The following is a 23678-nucleotide window of genomic DNA, read 5'->3' as shown; positions in this document are numbered from 1 at the left end:
TTTCAACTCTTTTGCAGAGTTCCAGATGGATGTTCTAAAGGAAGTGGGCAACATCGGCGCCGGACATGCCGCTACGGCATTGTCCAAGCTGCTCGATAAGCCCGTCGATATGCTGGTCCCCAAAGTGCGGCTGCTCCCGTTTGAAGAAGTAGCGGAAAGCGTGGGCGGTGCGGAAGAGGTGGTTATCGCCATCTTCCTGCGGGTAGAGGGGGAGACGCCCGGCAATCTGTTCTTTATCCTTACCATGGATTCCGCCAAAAAGCTGCTCCGCAATGTGGTTGGCATCGAGGAGACCGGCGAAGAAGAATATTCGGAGATGGAGCTTTCGGCCTTGAACGAGATCGGTAATATATTGGCTGGCTCCTATCTAACCTCGCTGGCGGATTTTACAAACCTGAATATGCAGCCCACCGTACCTTCACTGGCCATGGATATGGCAGGGGCGATTCTAAGCTACGGCCTGCTTCAATTCGGTCAAATGGGAGATCAGGCGCTGCTCATCGATACGAAATTTTTGGACGGTCATGATGAAATTGAGGGTCATTTTTTCCTGATCCCGGATCCGGAATCGTTTGAACGAATTTTTGTTGCTTTGGGAGTACAGACTCCATGATTCAAGAAAACCTCATTAAAGTTGGAATGGCCGACCTGAATGTAGCACACAAGACCGGGGTGTTGAAAACAACAGGTTTGGGATCTTGCGTAGGCGTTACTTTGTACGATGCCAAGGTAAAAGTGGCGGGAATGGCGCATATCATGCTCCCCAGCTCGGATATCGCAAGAGAAGGAAAGTTCAACATTGCCAAATATGCGGACTCTGCCCTTCCGGAGCTGATCCGTCTGATGCAAGCGCTTGGTGCAGAGATTCGGCGTATGGAAGCCAAAATGGCCGGGGGCGCACAAATGTTTTCATTCGTCACCCAATCCGACTCGATGCGGATCGGTCCGCGGAATGTAGAGTCCTGCAAAGAAGTGCTCCACCGCTACAGCATTCCGATCAAGGCGGAAGATACCGGGGCCAATTATGGCAGAACGATAGAGTTTGATTGTCAAACGGGTATTCTTGTAGTTCGCAGCGTACAACACGGCGTGAAGGAATTGTGAACCATGATTGGATCGATTCGTTGGAATTTTATCATAGGCGCTTTGGCGTTTATTGTCACGTTTGTACTTTCCATGTCCAAAAATATTTGGCTAACAACCATCATTCGTAGCTTTTACAGCTTTGCGATACTGTTTATTCTCGTGTTTTTGTGTCGTTTTCTGCTGGGCACCTTTGCCGGACTGAACCGTCTTTCTGTACAAGAACAGGAAGCCGGGGAAACGGAAGCCAAAGGTATCGCAGTCGATGCGGTGACCCCTGACGAGGACGAGGAGCTGCATGAGCTGCTAAAACCCGGAGCCGATCCGAAATCAGCAGCGGCTGACTTTACTCCGTTGAATCCTCCGAAGCTCCGGGTAAAAAAACAGCCGGATCCGGAAGAGATGGCGCAAGCGGTTCGTCGAATGTCTGATGAATAAGGGTGGTGACAGTCCGTCATGATCAGCCAAAAATCCCACTTAGCCAATATGGACGTATGGGTGCAATGGAGAGAAAATAAGATATTGGAAGCAAAAAAGGCACTGATCGAAACGTACTTGCCGCTTGTGGACTATGTGTCCAGCCGTCTCTCCATCGGCCTGCCCAAAAATGTGTCCAAAGAAGATTTGTCCAGCTTCGGCGTGATGGGACTTATCGATGCTATAGAAAAATTTGATTATCAGCGTGGATTGCAGTTTGAAACTTATGCTTCATGGCGAATCCGCGGCGCTATCATCGATGGCCTCCGTCAAGGAGATTGGGTTCCCCGTTCAGTGCGCGAGAAAGCCAAAAAGATTGAAGAAGCTTACCAGGTGCTCGAACAGCGCTATTTACGTTCCGTTTCGGATACCGAAATGAGCGACTATTTGGGAGTTAGCGAGAACGATTTTCAACAAATGGTGCAGGACGTTGCCGTTTCTACCGTTTGTTCCATTGATGATCCCATTAGAGAAGAGGATTCGGAGACGAGACTTTCTTTATTGATCGATGAGAAGGCCAAAAACCCTGAATTCAAAGTAAACGAGGTTTATATAAAGGAAACGTTGGCAAAAGCGATAGAGCGGTTGACGGAAAAGGAAAGAACCGTGGTTTCGCTTTTCTATTATGAAGAATTGTCTTTAAGCGAGATTGCCGAGGTCATGAGCCTTTCCCCCTCGCGAATTTCCCAGCTGCATTCCAAAGCGATTCAGCGCTTGAAGGGCGCTTTGAGCCGGCACAAGACCCATTTGTTATACGATTAACCAATGGAAGGCGGAGTAACGATGAGTGATTCGGAGTTGCCGATCAGTTTTTACTTGGATATCTCCTTGTCAGACGATAAATTGTCCGCATATTTACAGTTAACGAATTGTGACCAATCCTTTCAGATTTCGCGTGAAGCGCTGGAGGAATTTTTAAAATCTCACCATATCGTGTTCGGAATCGATGAGGAGAAGCTGACTGCCATCGCCGAGAATCCCGCAGCCTTTTTCAATTCCAGGACGCTGATTGCCCAAGGCCACCCTCCGATTGACGGTCAGGACGGCCATATCCACATGTTGTACAATTTGGATGACAAATTGAAAAAACCGGCGGAGCTTGACGACGGCAAAGTGGATTACAAGGAAGTGACGTCGATCCACAATGTACGCAAAGGCCAGCTGATCGCTCAAAAGGTTCCTGCCATTCCAGGCACGCCGGGAAGAGCGGTTACAGGTGAAACCTTGTTTGCCAAAGACGGCAAAGAAGCCAAATTCAAAATCGGCAAAAACGTTGTTGTGGACCCGGAGCAAACAGCCATGTACGCGGCCATCGACGGTATGGTGACGAAAACGGACCGGGATAAGATCAACGTATTTCCGATTTTTGAAGTGAACGGGGACGTGGACTATAACATAGGCAATATTGACTTTGTCGGGGCGGTTGTCATCCGCGGCAGTGTGCTCCCGGGCTTTCGGATCAAAGCAGCCGGCGATATCCGGATCACCGGAAGCGTGGACGGAGCCGATCTGGAAGCAGAAGGCTCCATCGAAATTACCGCCGGCATTCTTGGACATTACAAAAGTGTCATTCGGGCAGGCAACCGGGTGAAAAGCTCCTTTATTCAAGACGCCACGGTGGAAGCGGGAGAGGAAATTCTCGTCAGTCAAAGCATTATGCATTCGCAAATCCGCGCGGGCAAGCGGGTGGTTTGCAAAGGCACGAAAGGGCTCATTGTCGGCGGAATGATTCAGGCGGGAGAGTGGGTCGCTGCCCGCACCATCGGAAACTCCATGTCAACGACGACAGTCATTGAGGTAGGGGTGCTTCCTGAGCTTCGCAATGAGCTGCAGCAGCTTCGCGCCCATCTTAGAACCATGAGCGAGAATATGGAAAAAACGGAGAAAGCACTTACTTTGCTGGATCAGTTGGCTGCCGCCGGGCAGCTTGGGCCGGATAAAGTGTCCATGCGCATCAAGCTGAACCACAACAAAAAGCAGACCGCCGAAGAGATGGCCGCAGCCAAAAATCGGATCTTCGAAATCGAGAAGTCGCTGGAGGATTCGGAAAAAGCCAAGGTGGAAGTCATTTCAACGATCTACAGCGGAGCGAAAATCGTGATCGGGCGATATACGAAATTCGTTAAAGACACATCGCATCGGGTGAAATTTCAATTGCTCGACGGAGATATTGCCATGCTTCCAATCGTTTAACGGCTGATCATGTAAGCCCCGGCTTAAAGGAGGGTACCTGAAATGAGCCTAAAATCCATTGAGATGCAGTTCGCTCTTCATAAGAATGATGAAGCCGGACTAAAGCAGCATCAACTGATGAACAAGCCTGTTCAGGATCAGACGGTGCTCTCAAATGAAGCTGAAAAACATACGTTGAAAGAGCGACAAGTCGCTGCCAAAGCGGAGGAGACCAACGGCTCCACCGTGAAGGACGATGGGCCAAAGCGGCAGCACGGGCAAGAAAAACGCCGTAGGGACGGCAAGTTTGCTGGTCAGAGCGGCGCCAGGCCTGAGCCCCGGAGAGACCATCCGTTCAAAGGACAGCATATCGATTTGTCGCTTTAACCCTTGTGTGAAAAAGGTGAATGCAGTGAACCAACCTTGGATTTATATTGTGCTTGTCGGTCTCGTGCTGATCGTGTATGCCAGAATGGTTCCGAGAAGCTCGGGAAACCAAGGAAGCAAATCGCAGAGCGGCAGCATGCTCAGTGAAATGGAAGAAACAATGGACCATTTTGCCGCCGAGCTTGACGAACAGAACAAAGCGTTAATTCAGATGGTTGCCGAAACGAAGAAGGAATACGAGCTGCATTCGGCTAAGCTCGTTTACCGCATAGAAACACTCGAAAAGCAAGGGAGCCAGCTTCAGCAGGAGATAAGCCGGATAGGGTATGTTTGCGAGCAGCTTCAAGCGCGGCTGTCTGACCAAACGCGAAGCGATGCGGGAAACTCTGGTGAAACCGCCGGTTCGGTTGAACCCGAACGGCATGCCGAAGCGGTGAATGCGGCGAGCCCTCCTGAGCCGGTCACGCAGGAGCCGCCTGCCGTATCGTTCGTTTCGGATATGAAGGAACGGTACAGTGAGCTGTTCGCATTGTATCAACAGGGCAAATCGACCGATTATATTGCGAAGAAGCTCGGTAAGAACAAAGGAGAAATCAACCTGATTCTGCAACTGGCCAAGCAGGAGGAGCTGTCCGATGGCTAACAATAAATCGATGCTTACCGGACTCGGCGCCGGAATGATTTTGGGTGCGGTGCTTCTTCAATTGATGAATGCGTCTTCCTCAACGGCAGTGTCCGGTCCCGACCTGGAAGAAATGAATCCGGCGCAGCTGAAGGAAGCCGCGTCCGTATATTTTCAGGTGTATGACAAAGACCAGAAGCTGTATGATCAGACCCAACTCGATGCATTGGTCCTGCAAAAACTGCAGCAGGAAAAGGAAAAACTGGCGGCCGAACAGCAGTCTGCGGCTTCCGCACCGGTCAAAGAAACCTACATTTATATCTCCGGCGGCCTGACAGCGGGCCATGTGGCGGATATGCTGCTGGCGAGCGGTATCATTACGGACAGAAAAGCGTTCGCGGACGAGATGCGCCGCAAGCGGTTAAATGATAAAATCGTTACCGGGATTCATGTATTCAAGAGCCCGATGGAGCTTTCCGAAGTAATTACGAAGCTGACTACACGTTAGGATCGGAACCGGCTGACCGGGTCCGATTTTGTCGTTATTAGGTTTAAAATCGCGGGTGTTGCATACCAATGTCAGTTATGGTATATTAGTTGTCGGTGTTAAAATCCACACGCTGATTAATTCCGGCAAGGGTGCTCTGAGGGCAATCGCAACAGCTATTACATAACATGATGGTTGGTGTGTCAATGGAGTTTTGCCGCGAAGATGAGATTGGCGGAGGAAACCAAAAAACCAAAACCAGAGGAGGTGCGTGAGGATGGCAGTAATCTCCATGAAACAGCTGCTTGAAGCTGGGGTGCACTTCGGTCATCAAACCCGTCGTTGGAACCCGAAAATGGATCGATACATCTTCACCGAAAGAAACGGAATTTATATCATTGACCTGCAAAAAACGGTCAAAAAAGTTGAGGAAGCTTATAACTTCGTCAAATCCATTGCTGAAGAGAACGGTACAATCTTGTTCGTAGGAACGAAGAAGCAAGCGCAAGATTCCGTTAAGGAAGAAGCAGAACGTTGCGGAATGTACTACATTAACCAACGTTGGCTCGGCGGAACGCTGACGAACTTCAAAACGATCGAAAACCGGATCAACCGTCTTCATGAACTGGAAAGATGGGAAGAGGACGGCACATTCGATGTGCTTCCTAAGAAAGAAGTAATTATCCTGCGTAAAGAAAAAGATCGCCTTGAGAAATTCCTGGGCGGTATCAAGCATATGAAAGGTTTGCCGAGCGCTCTGTTCGTCATCGACCCTCGCAAAGAGCGGATTGCCGTTGCCGAAGCTCGCAAGCTGGGTATTCCGATCGTCGGTATTGTCGATACAAACTGCGATCCGGACGAAATTGACTATGTCATTCCGGGTAACGATGATGCTATTCGTGCGGTAAAACTGCTGACAGCCAAAATCGCTGACGCAGTCATCGAAGCGCATCAAGGCGAACAAACGACAGCCTAATGGATTGAATACATGAAAGGGTGGTTTGAAGGTGCAAAATCCTTTCACCGCCCTTTTTTTAGGGTTACATATTGAACTCGAGGAGGCCAAACTTATGGCAGTTAATGCGGCAGCAGTAAAAGAATTGCGCGAAAAAACCGGAGCGGGTATGCTCGATTGCAAAAAAGCATTAGAGGAAGCAAACGGAGATTTGACGAAAGCGGCTGAGATCCTTCGTGAGAAAGGCTTGTCTGCGGCAGCAAACAAGGCTGGCCGGATTGCAACGGAAGGTGTTGTGGAATCCTATATTCATGCCGGCGGAAGAATTGGCGTACTGGTTGAAATCAACTGCGAAACCGACTTCGTGGCCAAAACGGATTCTTTTAAAGAATTCGCCCGTGACATCGCAATGCAAATTGCAGCGGCGAATCCGAAATATGTTCGCCGTGAGGATGTTCCGCAGGAAGCTTTGGATAAAGAACGCGAAATCTTGAAAAACCAGGCTTTGAATGAAGGCAAACCGGCTAACATCGTTGAAAAGATGGTGGAAGGCCGCATGAGCAAATTCTTTGAAGAATTCTGCTTGCTGGAGCAGTCCTTCATTAAAGATCCGGACAAAACGATCAATGCTCTTCTGAACGAAAAAGTGGCCACCATCGGAGAGAATATTTCGATCCGCCGCTTTGTTCGTTATGAGCTCGGAGAAGGCTTGGAGAAGAAGCAGGAAAACTTTGCGGAAGAAGTTATGTCGCAAGTAAAACGTTGATCGAAGTGAATAGGCAAGGAAATGTGGGAACACTTGGTGTTCCTTCTTTTTTAACAAGAGAGGGAATGCGGTCTGATTGAAACGGAGGGTTGTTGTTTGGAACATCCGATATATAAAAGAGTGGTTTTGAAACTTAGCGGTGAAGCTTTGGCAGGACAGCAGGGATACGGCATCGACGCTGAAGTGATTTCATCCATCGCCCAGCAGGTGAAGGAAGTTGTGGACCTGCAAGTCGAGGTTGCCATTGTCGTCGGGGGAGGAAACATTTGGCGCGGAATTGCCGGCAGCGCGAGAGGCATCGACCGTGCTACCGCAGATTATATGGGCATGCTTGCGACCGTGATGAATGCGCTGGCGCTTCAGGATGCTCTGGAGACGATCGGAGTGCCTACCCGCGTTCAATCATCGATAACGATGCAGCAGGTTGCCGAGCCTTATATCCGCCGGAGAGCAATGCGTCATTTGGAAAAAGGAAGAGTGGTTATTTTCGCGGCAGGCACAGGAAATCCGTACTTCTCCACCGATACGACAGCTGCGCTCAGAGCGGCTGAGATCGAGGCAGAGGTTATCCTGATGGCGAAAAACAAAGTCGATGGCGTTTATTCCGCGGATCCGTTCAAACATGCGGATGCTCAAAAGTTCGAAACGCTCACTTATCTTGAAGTGCTCAACAAAAATTTGGGTGTAATGGATTCAACCGCATCCTCCTTATGTATGGACAACAACATACCGTTGATCGTTTTCTCGATTACGGAAAGCGGCAATATCAAGCGAGTGGTACTCGGTGAAAAAATCGGTACGATAGTAAAAGGGAGTGTATAACGATGCCTCAATCGATAAAGAAAAATGCGGAAAACCGTATGGAAAAAGCGATTGGTGCGCTGAAGAAGGAGCTGGCTTCGCTTCGTGCGGGGCGCGCAACACCGGCACTGCTCGATCGTGTGCAGGTGGAGTACTACGGTACGATGACCCCGGTGAACCAACTGGCCAATATTAACACGCCGGACTCCCGGACGCTGATGATCCAGCCTTGGGATAAAAGCTCTGTGTCCGCTATTGAGAAAGCGATCATGAAATCGGATCTTGGCCTTACACCTACCAATGACGGCAGCTCCATTCGTATCGTCATTCCGGCATTGACGGAAGAGCGCCGTACAGAGCTGGTTAAAATGACGAAGAAGTACGGCGAGGAGGCCAAAGTCGCCATCCGCAATATTCGCCGCGATGCCAATGACGATATCAAGAAGTTGGAAAAGACGGGGATTTCCGAAGACGAATCCCGTCGCCATCAAGACGATATTCAGAAATTTACGGATAAGTATATTGCTGAAGTCGACAAAGTGCTCGCAGCTAAAGAGAAGGAAATTATGGAAGTGTAATTGGTGAAGACCCCCTTGTTTGAGGGGGCTTTTAGTCTTTCCTGATGGGGGATTAGCATGATACCTTTCAAGAAATGGTTTGGAAGCAAACCGGAGGGTGAGGAGCTCGCCCGGCAGCTCGATGCAGATAATATTCCAAATCATGTGGCTGTGATTATGGACGGTAATGGCCGCTGGGCGCAAAAGCGCGGACTGCCGCGGGTTGCCGGACACCATTCCGGGATGAAAAACGTGAAGAGAATCACGATGGCGGCGGACAGCATCGGTGTGCAGGTGCTTACGATGTATGCCTTTTCCACGGAAAACTGGAAGCGGCCGAAAGAGGAAGTCGACTATTTAATGAAACTTCCGCTTGAATTTTTCCCCAAGGAAATCGACGAACTCATAGCCAACAACGTCCAAATCCGTATGACCGGCTGGCAAGAGGGCCTTCCGGATCATACGCTTAAAGCCATTGAAGACGCGATCGATCAGACGAAGCGGAATACAGGTCTTATTTTAAATTTTGCACTGAACTACGGCAGCCGCAAAGAGATGCTTCGGGGCATCCAACAGCTTGTACAAGATGCGAAAGAGAACAAAGTACATCCGGACGGAATCGACGAAACCTTGTTTTCCAAATATTTGCTGACCGATCCGCTTCCGGACCCCGATTTGTTAATTCGCACGAGCGGGGAGAAACGCATCAGTAATTTCATGCTGTGGCAGCTCGCATACTCGGAGCTGTGGTTTACGGATCTTTGCTGGCCTGATTTTACGGAGCGGCATTTCTTCGAAGCTATACAAGAGTACCAGCGCCGGGCCAGAAGATACGGTGGGTTGTAGTTCTATGGAGGAATGGAATTGAAGCAGAGAATCGTCACAGGGATCGTCGCAGGGATCGGGTTTTTCATCATGCTTTATTTGGGCGGTTATTGGTTTGCCGGGCTTCTTTTGATATTGTCGATGATCGGTTACGATGAGTTTCTGCGGATGAACGGACTGAAGGGAAACAAAGCCATTGTCATCATCGGCTATTTAGGGGTGTTTTGCCTTACCCTGCAGTGGCAGCATACCGGAGTTACGCTGAGTCAACTGGTCTGGTTGTTCATGTTTCTTTTTATGGCCGCAACGGTCATTTCCAAAAACAAAACAACGATAGATCATATTGCGATGGCCTTCATCGGCATGGTGTATATCGGTTTCGGATTTCATTACATGATTGCGACAAGAGACCTGACCGAAAACGGGTTGTATTGGACGCTGCTTGTATTCCTTTGCATTTGGTCAACAGATTCCGGCGCCTATTTTGTTGGATCAAAGTTTGGGAAAACACCGCTTTGGCCGGCGATCAGCCCCAAAAAATCAGTGGAAGGCGCCATTGGCGGAGTGGTGATTTCGATCCTTGTTGCGTTGATCTTCGCCTCGTTTAAACCCGAGCTTCTCGATTATGCTCGCGCGGCTTGGATTGGACTGATGATTGCTGTCGTTGGCCAAATGGGGGATTTAATGCAGTCCGCTTACAAACGGGTAAAAGGCATTAAAGATACGGGTGCGATTCTTCCGGGTCACGGCGGCGTGCTGGACCGGACGGATAGCTGGTTGATTGTTTTTCCGTTTCTTCACCTGCTGTCATGGATCCCTCACGTATAATATAGCCGGAGGTAAACAATTGTGAAAAAAATCAGCATTCTGGGCTCCACCGGCTCTATCGGCACGCAAACGCTGGATGTCATTTCCCATTATCCTGAGCAGTATACGGTGGAGGGCTTGTCCGGAGGACATAACATTAAGCTGCTGGCGGAACAAATCCGGCAGTTTCGTCCGCGCAAGGCTTCGGTAGCGACAAAGGAGCTGGCAGAGCAGTTATCACTGGAAATCCCCTCGGATGTAAAGGTATATTACGGAGAAGAGGGGCTCATCGAGATCGCGGCAGGTACGGATGCCGAGTTTGTCGTCACGGCGGTTGTGGGTAGCCAAGGCTTGGCGCCGACTATCGCGGCTATAGAAGCAGGGAAACAAATCGGACTGGCCAATAAAGAAACCTTGGTCAGTGCCGGTCATCTCGTAACCGGGCTTGCGAATCGGCGGGGCGTTCGCCTTTTGCCGATCGATAGCGAGCATTCCGCTATTTTCCAATGTTTGCAGGGTGAGCGCCAAGAACAAATACATACGATTACGCTGACCGCTTCCGGCGGAAGCTTCCGGGACCGTACTCGTGACGAGCTTAAGCATGTTACGGTTGAGGATGCATTGAAGCATCCGAATTGGGCCATGGGCGCCAAAATTACGATCGATTCGGCGACCATGGTCAACAAGGGTTTGGAAGTGATTGAAGCTCATTGGCTCTTTGACTTGTCTTACGACCAGATCGAAGTGCTGATTCATCCGGAGAGCATCATTCATTCCTTTGTCGAGTTTAAAGATTACAGCGTCATCGCACAGATGGGGCTGCCCGACATGCGGGTGCCGATTCAATATGCGTTGACGTATCCGAACCGGATGAAAACACCTGCCGGGCGGCTGCGGTTGAAAGATATAGGCAGACTGCATTTTCGCGAGATGGATTTCTCGCGGTATCCGTGCCTGCGAATGGCTTTTGAAAGCGGCAGAATCGGCGGATCTATGCCGACGGTGTATAATGCAGCCAATGAAGTGGCGGTGGAACGGTTCTTAAAAGGAGAGATTTCCTTTTTGGACATCGAGCGCGTCATTGAACAAGTGATGGCCGAACACGAACCGGTCGCATTCCCCGACTTGCCTGCGATCTTCGAGATCGACAAATGGGCAAGGCTGGCCGCGCGGAACGTCATGCCACAGCTATAATGGCAGCCTGAAGCAGCAAGCATTTTTCCGGTAAACCGGTCATAGGTTCATATCACGGGGCGGCTTGTATTCCTTTCATCATTAATGTTAATCTTAAGATAAGGAAACGCCTTTTACGTAACTATCGATGTGAACATTCGTGCTTAAGGAGGCCGTAAAAGTATTGGCGACGCTGCAGAATATATTTCAAATTGTGCTCTTGTTTTTTGTTCTCGTATCGATTCATGAGTGGGGACATTTTTATTTTGCTAAACGTGCAGGCATTTTGGTCAGAGAGTTTGCCATTGGATTTGGACCGAAGCTGCTGTCCTTCAAACAGGATGAAACCCGATATACACTGCGTCTTCTTCCGATCGGCGGTTTTGTAAGAATGGCCGGAGAAGATCCGGAAATCGTTCAAATCAATCCGGGACAACGCATCGCCGTAAAGCTGACCGACGATCAAGTTACCCACATTTATTTAAACGACTTTGACAGTCGTACAGGCAGCTTGGAAGGTGTGGTTGAACAGATCGATTTGGAGAAAAAGTTGTTTGTCCGCCTGGACGTCGACGGCGACATCCAACGGTTTTCCGTCCATCCCAAAGCGATGATGATCAGCAAAGACAAGGAAATTCAAATCGCTCCCTGGGACCGCCAATTTGGCAGCAAAACGGTAGGCCAGAGGGCTCTATCGATATTTGCCGGCCCTTTGATGAACTTTATTTTGGCGTTCATTCTGTTCGTGACCGTTGTGTTTATTGCCGGCGTGCCGCATAAAGTGAAAATTGCCGGTACGGTGCCGGGTTCCGCCGCTCAGCTTGCGGGGCTTCAATCCGGGGATTTGATTTTGAACGTAAACGGAGTGGACATCGGAGCGGATCGAAACAAGCTGACCTCCCTTATTCAAAGCTCCGTCAATAAACCCATGGATTGGACGATTGAACGTAACGGGGAGATCATCAGGAAGAATGTGACGCCGGCTGTCGACCAGGACGGGGTGATTCGCGTCGGCGTTACGCTCGTTGCCGAGACGAGACCGGCTACCGTAATGGAAGGACTGAAAAGCGGCTGGAACAGCCTTTCTTCCGCTACCATGCTGATATTGGATGGATTCGGCAAGCTCGCGACACTGCAGTTTAAACTTGACGATTTGGGAGGACCTGTGAGGATCGTCGAGTTTACAAGCGAGCAGGCCAGCGCAGGATGGGCGCAGTATATTTCGTGGACTGCCATTATGAGTCTGTATTTGGGGCTTTTCAATCTTCTGCCGATTCCGGCTTTGGACGGAAGCCGCCTAGTCTTTTTGGGACTTGAAGCGGTGCGGGGCAAACCGGTCGATCCCAGCCGTGAGAGCATGGTCCATTTTGTCGGCTTCGCCATGCTGATGCTGCTTATGATTGCCGTAACGTATAACGATATTTTGCGTTTGATGAACGGGTAAGAACTGCCTTCTGTAGGGGGAGAATCAGAGTGATGTCGAATTCAAAACAGGAAAAACAATTTGTAAAGGAAATCACGCCGCAAAGCGAAGATTTCTCGCGCTGGTACATTGACACGATCAAAAAAGCGGATCTGATGAGCTACTCTCCGGTCCGCGGCTGTATCGTGTTTAAACCGGACGGATATGAAATATGGGAGCATATACAGAAGGAACTGGATGCGCGGTTTAAAGAAACCGGACACCGCAACGCCTATTTTCCGATGTTTATCCCTGAGAGCTTTTTTCAGAAAGAAAAAGAACACGTCGAAGGCTTCAATCCGGAACTGCCTTGGGTAACCGAAGCGGGCGGAGAGAAGCTGGAGGAGCGGCTTGCCATTCGCCCGACGTCCGAAACCATGATCGGTCATATGTATTCCGAGTGGATTAACTCTTATCGGGACCTGCCGCTGCTCATTAACCAGTGGGCAAACGTTGTCCGGTGGGAGAAGCGTACCCAGCCGTTCCTGCGTACAAGCGAATTCCTGTGGCAGGAAGGCCATACGGCCCATGAGAATGAGGAGGACGCACGCAAAGAAACGATGCAGATGCTGGAGATTTACCGTGATTTTGTGGAAAATTTCCTTGCGATTCCTGTCATCATGGGACAAAAAACACCTTCCGAGAAGTTCGCCGGAGCCGTTGATACATATTCTATCGAAGCGATGATGAAGGACGGAAAAGCGGTACAAGCCGGAACCTCCCATTATATGGGCACGAACTTTGCCGTAGCGTTCGACATCAAATATTTGGATCGGGAAAACCAGCATCAATACTGCCACACCACTTCATGGGGCGTCAGCACCCGGTTAATCGGGGCCCTGATTATGGTCCATGGAGATGACCGCGGGCTTGCATTGCCGCCGAAAGTGGCTCCGACGCAGGTGGTTATGATCCCGATTGGACCGCCCAAAACACGCGATCAGGTGGTCGGCCGGGTTAACGAGCTTTATGATCAGTTGAAGAAGGCCGGTGTGCGCGTGAAAGTGGATGACCGTCCGGACCAAAGCCCGGGTTGGAAATTCAATGAATACGAAATGCGCGGCGTTCCGGTTCGCGTCGAGCTCGGACCGCGCGATATGGAGAACGGTCAGGTGGTATTGGTTTCCCGGATTACCGGCGAGAAGCGCATCGTGGCCCAGGATCAATTTACGGAAGAAGTGCAAAAGCTGCTGACGGAAACGCAGCAGGAAATGTATGATCGGGCCAAGCGTTTCCGCGACGAGCATATGACAGAGGCGGACTCCGTGGACGAGCTGAAGTCGTTTTTCGAACAGAAACGGGGGTTCGCGCTATCGGGCTGGTGCGGATCGGAGACTTGCGAAGCGCACGTGAAGGAAGAGACAGGCGCTACAAGCCGCAATATCCCGTTTGAGCCGGGAACGAACAAAACCAAATGTCTTGTTTGCGGTTCGGATGCCAAGCATACCGTTGTATTCGGACGAGCGTACTAAAATACGAAACCAATTTAGGGGTTTGTCCATACAAGCCCCTTATTTTTTAAGAATACATCATCTGAAAGTTTCAACGGAGCCGGAGGATTCTATAATCGCAAGAAAAGCTGCAGTTAAACCACGAACGGTTCTTTAACGAAAGGGCTTTGATCAGGAGCTTTTCTTTAGATAGGAGGTCAAGATGAGCAGCAGCAGTACGGCGCATAAACGCGACAGGTTTGAGATGCTGATGCATCAGGCGGGCGTTCCGACGGATGTAGTTCAGTCTTTTTTTTCGGACGGATATATTGATAAGGTAGAGACGAGTCGTAAAAATAAAGAATGGGTCTTCTTTATCGTGAAAAGCCAAATCGTCCCTTCTGACATCTATCGTTCCTTCTGCAAGATGATACGCGATAAATTTTCACATATTGCCGCGATACGTTTCGTGCTGCAGTACACGGCGGAGGTCAAACCGGAAGCGGTCGCGCATGAGTATTGGAGCATGTTTATCGAGTGGGTGCAGCGGGAGGCGGCGTCCATCAACGGATGGATGACCAAGGCGCACATTGAAGTGAAGGATAACGTGCTGACGCTTCATCTGCTGGATTCCATCGGGCTTGAGCTGGCGAAGAAGAAAAATATCGGCGGCTTGATTCAGAACTATTTCAGCCAATTCTTCGGCGTTGATTTTTATGTGAAGTATGCCGTGAGCGGGTCACGGGAGCAAGAAATGGAGAAATTCGCGAAGCAGATCGCTCAGGAAGAAAAAGAGGTCGCAAGTGTCATCATGACGGCGGTGGAAGCGGAGAACGAAGCGGCATCGCAGTCAAATGAAGAACTTAAGCTGATGGTCGGCTATGACATCAAGGAACCGGCCGTACCGCTGCAAGAGGTACAGGACGAGGAAAAGAAAATTACGGTGCAGGGAACCGTATTCGGCATGGAAGTCAAGGAGCTGAAAAACGGAAGCACTTTATATATGTTTAACATCACGGATTTTACCGATTCCATTATGGTGAAGGCATTCGCCAAAACGAAGGAAGACGTAAAAATCTACAACCTCATCACCAACGGCAAATGGCTGAAGCTGCGTGGACGGGTGGAGTACGACCGGTTTATGCAAACACCCGAGTTGGTCATGATTCCATCGGATATAAACGAAATCGTGGCGCCGCCGGATCGTATGGATGATGCCGAGGAGAAGCGCGTAGAGTTTCATTTACATACGACGATGAGTACGATGGACGGGATTACTCCTGTGGATCAGTATATTAAAACAGCGGCCAAATGGGGGCACAAGGCGATCGCCGTCACCGATCACAGCGGCGTTCAGAGTTTTCCCGAGGCTTATAAAGCTTCGAAGAAACACGGCATTAAGGTCATATACGGACTGGAGGCCAATGTGATTGACGATTCGGTCCAAGTGGTCATGAATGCGACCGACATCGCGATTGCCGACGCGGAGTACGTTATTTTCGACATCGAGACGACCGGTTTGTCCGTGACCAGCAACAAAATCATTGAAATCGCCGGCGTCAAAATGAAGGAAGGCAAGGAGATTGACCGTTTTGCTACATTCATCGATCCGCACGAACGGATTCCGTACAATATCCAGCAATTGACCAACATCACCGATGATATGGTAAAGGGCGCTCCGGAACTGGAGGATGTGCTTCCTAAATTCATCGAGTTTGTCGGGGATAGCGTTCTGGTCGCGCACAACGCCAGGTTCGATATCGGATTTATTCAGGCCAACTGCAAGCGGCTTGGCCTGCCGGAAGTGAGCAATCCGGTGCTGGACACGCTGGAGCTGGCGCGTTTATTGTTCCCGACGATGAAGAACCACCGTCTCAATACACTGGCGGATAAGTTCAAGGTGAGTCTGGACAACCATCACCGGGCCATCGACGATTCGATTGCGCTTGGCTTCGTGCTCTTCCATCTGTTAAAGGAAGCGGCGGATAGGGGATACACGCAGCTGGATCGGCTTAACGATCAGGTGGGCAAGAACCTGGCTACCCAACGGCCGTTCCACTGTTGTATTTATGCCAAGAACATGATAGGCAAAAAGAACCTGTTCACCCTGGTATCCTTATCGCATACGGAATATTTCCACCGGGTGGCGTGCATTCCCAAGAGTAAGCTGCAGGAAATGCGCGAGGGCCTGATCATCGCTTCCGGATGCGAAAAGGGCGAGTTTTTTGAAACGGTGCTCAATAAATCGTTGGAAGAAGCGGAGAACGTTGCAGCGTTCTACGATGTGCTGGAAATTCAACCGACCGGCATCAATATGCATTTGGTGGAAAAAGGCCTGGTTGGAAGCCCTGCACAGTTGGAGGATGCTAACCGTAAAATCATTGAGATCGGACGCAAGCTCGGCAAACCGGTCATTGCAACCGGCAATGTGCACTACCTGCATCCGCGTGAAAAAATATCGCGCGACATTACGATTCACGGGATTACGGGCTTTAGTCCTTTGAAAGACATCCGCAAGCCGGACGTTCATTTCAGGACTACGAAGGAAATGCTGGCCGAATTCGAATATTTGGGTAAAGAGACGGCTTATGAGGTCGTTGTCAAAAACACCTCCGAGCTTGCCGACCAGTTCGAGGAGCTGGAGCTGTTCCCGACGAAGCTTTTCACACCGATCATCGAGGGTGCGGACGAAGAAATCCGCAACACTTGCTACGAAACCGCGCGGCAGATTTATGGGGATCCGCTTCCGGAAGTGGTGACGGCGCGGCTGGAGAAGGAATTGGTGCCGATCATCAAGTACGGCTTCTCTGCGAACTATTTGATATCCGAGCGGCTTGTGAAAAAATCCAACCAAGACGGCTATCTCGTCGGCTCCCGGGGGTCCGTCGGCTCCTCCGTCGTGGCTACGTTTCTGGGGATTTCCGAGGTCAACCCCCTGCCGCCTCATTATGTATGCAAATCGTGCAAACACAGCGAGTGGATTCTCGACGGGTCGATTCCGAGCGGCTTCGATCTTCCGGATAAAAATTGCCCGAATTGCGGCGAGAAGTTGAAAGGTGACGGTCAGGACATTCCGTTTGAAACGTTCCTTGGCTTTAAAGGGGATAAGGTCCCCGATATCGATCTGAACTTCTCCGGCGAATACCAGCCGCATGCTCACAACTACACGAAGGTGCTGTTTGGCGAGAAAAACGTATTCCGGGCCGGAACGATCGGTACGGTTGCCGAAAAGACGGCTTACGGATTCGTGAAAAAATATGAAGAGGAGCACGGCAAAAAGTGGCGCGGAGCGGAGCTGAACCGTTTGGCTATGGGTTGTACGGGGGTTAAGCGAAGCACAGGACAGCATCCCGGGGGGATCGTGGTCGTTCCGGATTATATCGATGTTAATGATATTACGCCGGTCCAGTACCCGGCCGACGACACAAGCGCGGAATGGAAGACGACGCATTTTGATTATCACGCGTTCGATGCCAATCTGCTCAAGCTTGATATACTGGGACACGATGATCCAACGATGATGCGGATGCTGCAGGATTTGACGGGGGTCGATCCGACAACGATCCCTATGAACGATCCGAAGGTCATGAGCATGTTCAACTCCGTAGAAGCGCTTGGCGTCACGCCGGAACAGATTCGGACACCCGTAGCGACGTACGGCGTTCCGGAGATGGGGACGAAGTTCGTGCGTCAGATGCTGGAAGAGGCAAAGCCCAGCAGCTTCGCGGATCTGCTGCAAATATCCGGGCTGTCTCATGGCACCGGAGTGTGGCTCGGCAACGCGCAAGAGCTGATAAGAAAAGGCATATGTACGATCAAAACGGTAATTGGCTGCCGCGACGATATCATGCTGTATTTGATTTATAAAGCGGGAATGGACGCGGGACTCGCCTTTAAAATTACCGAGAGCGTGCGTAAGGGTAAAGGGCTTACCGAAGAGTGGAAAGAAGAGATGAAGAAGCATAATGTCCCGCAGTGGTACATCGACTCCTGCGAGAAGATCGAGTACATGTTCCCGAAGGCGCACGCCTCTGCCTATGTCATTTCCGCCGTACGTACCGCTTACTTTAAGCTGTACCATCCGATTGCTTACTATGCGACCTACTTCTCCGTTCGGGCGACGGACTTTGAGATTGAGCTCCTGTGCCAGGGCTACGACGCGATTCTCAGCAGGCTGATCGAGATCGAGGAAAAGGGCTTTCAAGCCTCCCCGAAAGAAAAAAATATGATATCGATCCTTGAGATGGCGCTGGAGATGACTGCGCGCGGGTTTACATTCAAAAGCATCGATTTGTACAAATCGGACGCTACCAAGTTTCTGATTGACGGAGACTCCCTTATACCGCCGTTTTCGGCTGTTGGCGGAATCGGCGAGAATGCGGCCAAAAATATCGCAGCGGCCCGAAACGATGGTCCGTTCTTGTCCATCGAGGATTTCCAAACGCGCAGTAAAGCGTCGAAAACGATTGTAGAAATTTTGGCCGGCATGGGCTGCTTCCGAGGTTTGCCGGAGACAAACCAGCTTTCGCTGTTTTAAACGGAAGAGGTTGTCGTTTTCATCATTATTGCAAATTGAACGGCACTTATGGTATAATCTTCTACGGTAGTAATGTTATATCTCGTAACCAGAGAGTGGGGAAACCCACTCTTTACATTTTGTATAAGGCATTCAAGCGAGTGAATAGGAGGAAGCAGGTTGAGCACACACATCAAATCCACAGTGGAAGAGCTGGTCCGGCCTTTTTTGGACGAGAACGGATTTGAACTGATCGACATTGAATATGTCAAGGAAGGCGGCAACTGGTTTCTAAGGGTGTACGTCGACAAGGAAGGCGGCATCGACATTGACGACTGCGGGCGCATCAGCGAATATTTGAGCGCAAGGCTGGACGAAAAGGACCCGATACCAAACGCCTATTTCCTTGAGGTGTCGTCCCCGGGAGCAGAGCGCCCCTTAAAGAAAACCCAGGATTATCACAAGGCGGTAGGGGAGCATGTTTTCGTTACGACTTATGAACCGGTTGACGGTTTAAAAGAGTTCGAGGGCAAGCTCCTGTCGTTCGACGAGCAGACGGTAGTGATTGAAGTCGGCAAGAAACAGCATGTTATACCTTTTGCGAAAGTGGCAAGCGCACGGCTTGCCATTGTGTTCTGATAAAGCATTGAATTGTCGTTAGTCACATTTCTCAATTATACGAGAGGGGGAACTCCGTTCAAATGAACATGGATTTTATTGAAGCGTTAAATGAAATTGAAAGAGAAAAGGGCATTTCCAAAGAAGTGCTCATCGATGCCATCGAGGCGGCTCTAATTTCCAGTTATAAGCGCAACTTCAATACAGCGCAGAACGTGCGCGTCGATATCAACCGCCATACGGGTCTGATTAAAGTTTATGCGCGCAAGACGGTTGTGGATGAAGTGCTCGACCCTCGCCTGGAGATTTCACTTCACGCCGCACGGGAGATAAATCAAAACTATCAATTAAACGATATCGTCGAAATCGAAGTGACGCCGCGGGATTTCGGGCGTATTGCGGCGCAGACCGCAAAGCAGGTCGTCACGCAGCGGATCCGTGAAGCGGAACGCGGTTTGATATATAACGCTTATGTGGACAAGGAAGAAGACATCGTCAACGGGATTGTACAGCGTCAGGACCAACGCAACCTGTACATTGATCTCGGCAAGATTGAGGCGGTGATGCCGCTTGGCGAGTTGATGCCTACGGACAAATTCAAACAGGGCGACCGTGTGAAAGCTTATATCACAAAAGTGGAAAATACGACCAAAGGTCCGCAAATTGTGCTGTCACGTACCCATCCGGGTCTGCTTAAACGTTTGTTCGAGCTGGAAGTTCCGGAAATTTTCCAAGGCGTGGTGGAAATCCGCTCGGTAGCGCGAGAAGCCGGGTACCGTTCCAAAATCGCCGTGCATTCCCGCAACGAGGAGGTTGATCCGGTCGGCTCCTGCGTAGGTCCCAAGGGCATGCGCGTACAAACGATCGTCAACGAACTGAAAGGCGAGAAGATCGACATTGTCCGCTGGATGGAAAACATTGAAGAATATGTGGCCAATGCCTTGAGCCCTTCCAAGGTTCTGGAGGTACAGGTGTTCGAAGCGGAAAAAATGGCACGAGTCATCGTTCCCGACTACCAGTTGTCTCTTGCTATCGGAATTAAAGGGCAGAACGCCCGGCTTGCCGCAAAGCTGACCGGTTGGAAGATCGATATCAAGAGCGAAACGCAAGCGGAGCAGGAGTATGGGCGTCCTAAAGCCAACTCCGAAGAAATGCATCAGGATTCGGTCAGCATCGACTAAATCAGGCGGGTCGGTGGATTAGCATACGGGAGGGAATGAAACGATGAAGCAGCGAAAAATACCTCTACGCAAATGCGTGGCCTGCCAGCAAATGATGCCAAAGAAAGAACTCATCCGAGTGGTAAAGACTCCCGACGGCGAGCTCCATATCGATCTGAAGGGAAAGAGAGCGGGGCGAGGAGCTTATTTGTGCGGAAAGCAGTCCTGCTTCAGGCTGGCCAAAAAGTCGCGTGCCTTGGACCGCGCACTGAAGACTGCGGTCCTTCCGGACATTTACGATGCGCTTGAACAGGATTTCATTAAGGTGGAAGACGAGTTTATTGCCGGAAAAGATGCGGTGGACGACGAAGATGAAGAATGATAAATTTTTTTCGAATTTGGGGCTGGCTATGAGGGCAGGAAAACTGGTCACCGGAGAAGATATGGTCATTGAAGCAATACGAGGCGGCCAGGCGAAGCTGGTGATCGTAGCCGAAGACGCTTCCGAAGGTACATTCAAAAAAGTTAACGATAAATGCAGTTATTATGGGGTTCCTATTTATCAGTACGGCCGTCGGGATCAGCTGGGGGCAAGCATCGGTAAGGAAACGCGGGTCGTTATTGCGGTAACGGACGCGGGGTTTGCGCGCATGTTGAAGCAGTAGGAGAACGCACGGAGGTGGACTGTATTGACAAAACAAGATAACAATAAAGATAAAATTAGAGTGTATGAGTATGCGAAATCCTTGAACATGAGCAGTAAAGAGATTATTACGATTTTAAAACGACTGGGCAAGCCGGTGAACAATCATATGAGCGTAATGGAGAATGATGCGGTGGAAAGTGTGGAGAAATTTTTCAAAGATGTAAAGGCAAATGCAGCGGCAAAGAGAAATGATGGAGCGGCGGCCGCCAAATCGGCCGACAAACCGGCAGGACGACAGGAACCTAAGCAGCAGACGGTTGCAGTTCAATCCAAGCCGGAGCAAAGAAAGTCGGCGGCGCAAGTGCAATCGGCGGCAACCCGACCAAGCAACGCGCCTTCATCGGGCAGACCGCAAGGCCAAGGCGGCGGACAGTCAGGCAGACCGCAGGGCGGTCAAGGTCAAGGGGGGCCATCCTCCTCCAACAGACCGCAGGGCGACAGCAGACAAGGTCAGGGCCAGCATCGTCAAAGCGGTCAAGGAAACCAAGGCGGCGGACGCCCTCAAGGCGAACGCCGTGGCCCGGCGGGCTCCGGTCAAGGACAAGGTCAGGGAGGCGGCTTTAACCGCGGCGGCGGCCAAGGCGGCCGGGGTCCCGGGCAGCGTCCGCAAGGTCAGCAAGGCGGAGGTCAGCAGGGGCAAAGACCGGATGCCCGCAGAAACGGATTGGACCAGCGCGGAGGCAGTAATCGGACTCCCGGGTCTGGAGAGTCCCGATCGCTGGGGAGCGTGCTTCAGGTGGATGTCGACGATAATGTAGCAGCTAAAGGCGCAGCCAACAAGAAAACAAAACTGGGACAAAAACGTTTTGACGATTTTAAATCGGGCGGCAAAGGGCTTCAAAACCGCGGCAATCAAAAGAATCAAGGCAAGGGCGGTAAAAATCACTCCGAGCCTCCGAAGCCGAAGATCGACAATACGCCCAAGAAAATTATCGTTCGCGGTACCATGACGGTAGGCGAGTTGGCCAAGGCGCTTCACAAGGACGCTTCCGAGGTGATTAAGAAGCTGTTGTTCCTGGGCGTGATGGCTACAATCAACCAGGAGCTTGATTTGGATGCGATTCAATTGCTGGCTTCTGATTACGGAGTCGAAGTGGAACTGAAGATTCCGGTTGAGGAAGACAAGTTCGAGCAGTTTGAAGAAATTGACGACGAAGCCGATCTGCTCGAGCGTCCGCCGGTCGTTACCATTATGGGTCACGTTGACCATGGTAAAACGACACTGCTGGATGCGATCCGCAAGACCAACGTAACGGAAGGCGAAGCCGGAGGCATCACTCAGCATATCGGTGCGTATCAAGTGGAAGCTCACGGCAAAAAAATCACGTTCCTGGATACTCCGGGCCACGAAGCATTTACGTCGATGCGTGCCCGCGGAGCTCAGGTGACGGATATTACGATTATCGTTGTAGCTGCGGATGACGGCGTCATGCCGCAAACCGTCGAGGCGATCAACCATGCCAAAGCGGCAAAAGTACCGATCATTGTCGCTGTCAACAAAATTGATAAGCCGGATGCTAATCCGGACCGCATCAAGCAGGAGCTGACAGAATACGAACTGGTACCTGAAGAGTGGGGCGGGGATACGATCTTCTGCAACATTTCCGCTAAACAGCGCATCGGTCTTGAGAACCTGCTCGATATGATTTTGCTTGTCGCCGAGGTTCAGGAATTAAAAGCCAATCCGAATAAACGGGCAAGAGGCACGGTCATCGAGGCAGAGCTGGATAAGGGTAAAGGGCCGGTTGCCCGCATTCTGATTCAGCACGGTACGCTGAAGGTGGGCGACAGTTTCGTAGCCGGCGTTTGCTTTGGCCGCGTACGGGCGATGGTCAACGACAGGGGCCGTAAGCTTAAAGAAGCGGGACCTTCTACACCGGTTGAGATTACCGGCTTGACCGAAGTTCCACAGGCTGGCGATCCGTTCCTTGTCTTTGAAGACGAACGTAAGGCAAGAGCCATTGCCGAGAAGCGTGCGGTGACGCTGCGTCAATCCGAAATGGGGGCGAATGCCCGTGTAACGCTCGATGATTTGTACAAGCAAATCAAAGAAGGCGAAATCAAGGATCTCAACGTCATCATTAAGGCGGACGTACAAGGTTCTGCCGAGGCGCTCAAAGGCTCGCTCGAAAAAATCGATGTTGAAGGCGCACGGGTTAAAATCATACACAGCGGTGTAGGCGCGGTTACGGAATCCGACGTTATTTTGGCATCGGCCTCCAATGCGATCATCATCGGATTTAACGTTCGTCCCGAGCCGCAGGCGAAGAATACGGCTGAGCAGGAAAAAGTCGATATTCGTATGCACAGCATTATTTACAAAGTGATGGAAGAAATTGAGCACGCTATGAAAGGGCTTCTTGATCCTGAATATAAAGAAGTGGTTATCGGCCATGCGGAAGTGCGCAATACCTTTAAAGTGTCCAAAGTCGGCGTGATCGCCGGTTGTATGGTGATCGACGGCAAAATTACACGCAATGCGGAAGTGCGCCTGGTTCGCGACGGCATTGTCGTCTACCAAGGAAAAATCGATTCACTCAAACGTTTCAAAGATGACGCCAAAGAGGTTGCTCAAGGATACGAATGTGGTATATCTCTAGACAAATTCAATGATATTAAAGAAGGAGATACGATTGAAGCCTTCGTAATGGAAACTGTAGAGAGGTGATCCGCA

General features: G+C 50.5%; 23 protein-coding genes. All 23 read left to right on the top strand.

Annotation, left to right across the window (positions count from 1 at the left end; translation table 11 throughout):
• Positions 1-25: 25 nt before the first annotated feature.
• The 23 genes from NR121_RS01365 (at position 26) to infB (ending at position 23672) form a co-directional block, all read left to right on the top strand.
• On the top strand, positions 26-613 hold the full coding sequence (locus NR121_RS01365; protein ID WP_137670112.1) for a chemotaxis protein CheC: 588 nt from the start codon (positions 26-28) through the stop codon (positions 611-613).
• Positions 610-1104, top strand: coding sequence for a chemotaxis protein CheD (locus NR121_RS01360; RefSeq protein WP_054818894.1), 495 nt, complete (start codon positions 610-612; stop codon positions 1102-1104). The genes NR121_RS01365 and NR121_RS01360 overlap by 4 nt, the downstream gene beginning before the upstream one ends.
• Positions 1105-1107: 3 nt before the next feature.
• On the top strand, positions 1108-1521 hold the full coding sequence (locus tag NR121_RS01355) for a hypothetical protein (protein WP_062407984.1): 414 nt from the start codon (positions 1108-1110) through the stop codon (positions 1519-1521).
• Between the two features lie 18 nt (positions 1522-1539).
• Entirely contained in the window at positions 1540-2322 is a 783-nt protein-coding gene (locus NR121_RS01350; protein WP_062407986.1) for a FliA/WhiG family RNA polymerase sigma factor, read from the top strand.
• Positions 2323-2343: 21 nt separating this feature from the next.
• Complete coding sequence (locus NR121_RS01345; RefSeq protein ID WP_062407988.1) at positions 2344-3753, top strand: flagellar assembly protein A; 1410 nt, start codon at positions 2344-2346, stop codon at positions 3751-3753.
• Between the two features lie 42 nt (positions 3754-3795).
• Positions 3796-4119, top strand: a complete 324-nt coding sequence (locus tag NR121_RS01340; RefSeq protein WP_054818895.1) for a hypothetical protein — start codon at positions 3796-3798, stop codon at positions 4117-4119.
• A gap of 25 nt (positions 4120-4144) precedes the next feature.
• Positions 4145-4762, top strand: coding sequence for a DUF6115 domain-containing protein (locus NR121_RS01335; protein ID WP_054818896.1), 618 nt, complete (start codon positions 4145-4147; stop codon positions 4760-4762).
• Entirely contained in the window at positions 4755-5249 is a 495-nt protein-coding gene (locus NR121_RS01330; protein ID WP_054818897.1) for an MltG/YceG/YrrL family protein, read from the top strand. Before NR121_RS01335 ends, NR121_RS01330 begins: the two co-directional genes overlap by 8 nt.
• A 256-nt stretch (positions 5250-5505) precedes the next feature.
• A complete protein-coding gene (rpsB, locus tag NR121_RS01325; protein ID WP_062407990.1) occupies positions 5506-6204 on the top strand; it encodes a 30S ribosomal protein S2 in 699 nt (232 codons plus the stop codon).
• A 94-nt stretch (positions 6205-6298) separates the two neighbouring features.
• Positions 6299-6949, top strand: a complete 651-nt coding sequence (gene tsf / locus NR121_RS01320) for a translation elongation factor Ts (protein ID WP_054818899.1) — start codon at positions 6299-6301, stop codon at positions 6947-6949.
• Between the two features lie 96 nt (positions 6950-7045).
• A complete protein-coding gene (pyrH, locus tag NR121_RS01315) occupies positions 7046-7771 on the top strand; it encodes a UMP kinase (RefSeq protein ID WP_062407992.1) in 726 nt (241 codons plus the stop codon).
• A gap of 2 nt (positions 7772-7773) precedes the next feature.
• Complete coding sequence (gene frr / locus NR121_RS01310; RefSeq protein ID WP_054818900.1) at positions 7774-8328, top strand: ribosome recycling factor; 555 nt, start codon at positions 7774-7776, stop codon at positions 8326-8328.
• 57 nt (positions 8329-8385) lie between these two features.
• Positions 8386-9153 (top strand): undecaprenyl pyrophosphate synthase, encoded by a 768-nt coding sequence (locus NR121_RS01305; RefSeq protein WP_062407994.1) that lies wholly within the window; start codon positions 8386-8388, stop codon positions 9151-9153.
• 18 nt (positions 9154-9171) lie between these two features.
• A complete protein-coding gene (locus NR121_RS01300; protein ID WP_062410878.1) occupies positions 9172-9960 on the top strand; it encodes a phosphatidate cytidylyltransferase in 789 nt (262 codons plus the stop codon).
• A 21-nt stretch (positions 9961-9981) separates the two neighbouring features.
• Positions 9982-11133, top strand: a complete 1152-nt coding sequence (locus NR121_RS01295) for a 1-deoxy-D-xylulose-5-phosphate reductoisomerase (protein WP_082660706.1) — start codon at positions 9982-9984, stop codon at positions 11131-11133.
• A gap of 163 nt (positions 11134-11296) precedes the next feature.
• Positions 11297-12556, top strand: coding sequence for an RIP metalloprotease RseP (gene rseP / locus NR121_RS01290; protein ID WP_062407997.1), 1260 nt, complete (start codon positions 11297-11299; stop codon positions 12554-12556).
• A gap of 32 nt (positions 12557-12588) precedes the next feature.
• The gene (gene proS, locus NR121_RS01285) at positions 12589-14046 is read left to right on the top strand and encodes a proline--tRNA ligase (RefSeq protein WP_062407998.1); all 1458 of its coding nucleotides are present in this window, start codon (positions 12589-12591) and stop codon (positions 14044-14046) included.
• A 181-nt stretch (positions 14047-14227) separates the two neighbouring features.
• Positions 14228-18541, top strand: coding sequence for a PolC-type DNA polymerase III (locus NR121_RS01280; RefSeq protein ID WP_062407999.1), 4314 nt, complete (start codon positions 14228-14230; stop codon positions 18539-18541).
• 159 nt (positions 18542-18700) lie between these two features.
• Entirely contained in the window at positions 18701-19159 is a 459-nt protein-coding gene (rimP, locus tag NR121_RS01275) for a ribosome maturation factor RimP (protein WP_054818901.1), read from the top strand.
• Positions 19160-19221: 62 nt separating this feature from the next.
• Positions 19222-20319 carry a transcription termination factor NusA gene (gene nusA, locus NR121_RS01270; protein ID WP_062408000.1) on the top strand — a complete coding sequence of 366 codons (1098 nt, stop codon included), beginning with the start codon at positions 19222-19224 and terminating at the stop codon, positions 20317-20319.
• Positions 20320-20362: 43 nt separating this feature from the next.
• Positions 20363-20680, top strand: a complete 318-nt coding sequence (gene rnpM / locus NR121_RS01265; RefSeq protein ID WP_054818902.1) for an RNase P modulator RnpM — start codon at positions 20363-20365, stop codon at positions 20678-20680.
• On the top strand, positions 20670-20963 hold the full coding sequence (locus tag NR121_RS01260; protein WP_062408001.1) for a YlxQ family RNA-binding protein: 294 nt from the start codon (positions 20670-20672) through the stop codon (positions 20961-20963). The genes rnpM and NR121_RS01260 overlap by 11 nt, the downstream gene beginning before the upstream one ends.
• 24 nt (positions 20964-20987) lie before the next feature.
• A complete protein-coding gene (gene infB, locus NR121_RS01255; protein WP_062408002.1) occupies positions 20988-23672 on the top strand; it encodes a translation initiation factor IF-2 in 2685 nt (894 codons plus the stop codon).
• The last annotated feature ends 6 nt before the right edge of the window (positions 23673-23678 follow it).

The sequence above is a fragment of the Paenibacillus sp. Pae15 genome (assembly GCF_024519685.1).
GTDB lineage: Bacteria > Bacillota > Bacilli > Paenibacillales > NBRC-103111 > Paenibacillus_G > Paenibacillus_G naphthalenovorans.
The sequence above is the reverse complement of the archived record's forward strand: the minus strand, read 5'-3'. Positions and strand labels throughout refer to the sequence as shown.